Source organism: Romboutsia sp. 13368 (assembly GCF_018336475.1).
GTDB lineage: Bacteria > Bacillota > Clostridia > Peptostreptococcales > Peptostreptococcaceae > Romboutsia.
In genome coordinates, this window is record NZ_CP048741.1 from 638,920 (window position 1) to 640,066 (window position 1,147).

Here is a 1,147-nt window from a genome sequence, read left to right on the forward strand (position 1 = left end):
TTGTGGAAATAAATTATAAAAAATATACATTTAAAAGCTACCTTGAATTGTATTTTATTAGTAAATACAATTTTAAGGTAGCTTTTTTAATAATTTAAAATTTAACAGTAATGAAAAAAAGTTTTATATATGATAAACTAGAATATAGCATCTTAGATTTATGGAGGGATAGTATGGCACAAGAAGTACAAAGAAGATATACAGACTTAGAGGATACATTTAGCATAACTATGGAGCTTCAAAGACCTCTACTGCAAGATGAAGATGATAATCAAAATGAGGAAAAGATTAAACATAAAAAAGATATATTAAAGAAGAATATAAAAATTGGTTCATGTATATTAGTACTTATATTAATAATAGGGGTTGCTACTTGGATAGGCACATCATATAAGCCAGGACAACTAGCATTAGACTCATTAGTTAGTGACAGTAAGGTTGAAGTAAGTGTAGATAAAGATATAACTTTTACTCCAATAGGAAAAGAAGCAACTAAAGGATTTATATTATATCCTGGAGCAAAAGTAGATGCTAAAGCATATGCACCATTATGTAAAATGATAGCAGAACGTGGATATGAGGTAGTTATAGCTGATATGCCTTTAGATTTTGCTATGCTATCACCTAATAGAGCTGAGAAAATTATAGAAGAACATGAAAATATAAAATCTTGGGTTGTAGGAGGACATTCTTTAGGTGGTGTCGCTGCGGCTAAATTTGCAGCCAAAGAAAAATTAGTTGATGGAGTAGTGTTACTTGCATCATATCCATCAAATGATGATCTTAAAGATTTAGGAAAAGAAGTACTTTCTATATGGGGAAGCAAAGATGGTGTTGTAAACTTTACTAAGCTTATAGAATCAAAAGACAACTTACCAGAGGATACTACTTACGTAGAAATTGAAGGAGCAAATCATGCTCAGTTTGGAGATTATGGTAAGCAAAAAGGCGACCATGATGCATTAATAAGTGAGGAAAAACAATTAAATATTACATCAGATAGTATAATTGATTTACTTGATAGTATAGGAAATAACTAAAAGCTGCCATATGGCAGCTTTTTATTATACAGATACTAAAATCTTTTATATATACTTAAATCATGCCACTCTAAACATATAGATTCCGCTTTAAAATCTTCAATAAA

General features: G+C 29.7%; 1 protein-coding gene. It reads left to right on the forward strand.

The window, feature by feature from the left end:
* Positions 1-173: 173 nt before the first annotated feature.
* Positions 174-1,040, forward strand: coding sequence for an alpha/beta hydrolase (locus tag G3997_RS02635; RefSeq protein WP_296647656.1), 867 nt, complete (start codon positions 174-176; stop codon positions 1,038-1,040).
* The last annotated feature ends 107 nt before the right edge of the window (positions 1,041-1,147 follow it).

Bases quoted from the DNA above. Each gene is read 5' to 3' on its own strand.
- G3997_RS02635 (WP_296647656.1), top strand. From the start codon at position 174: ATGGCACAAGAAGTACAAAGAAGATATACAGACTTAGAGGATACATTT.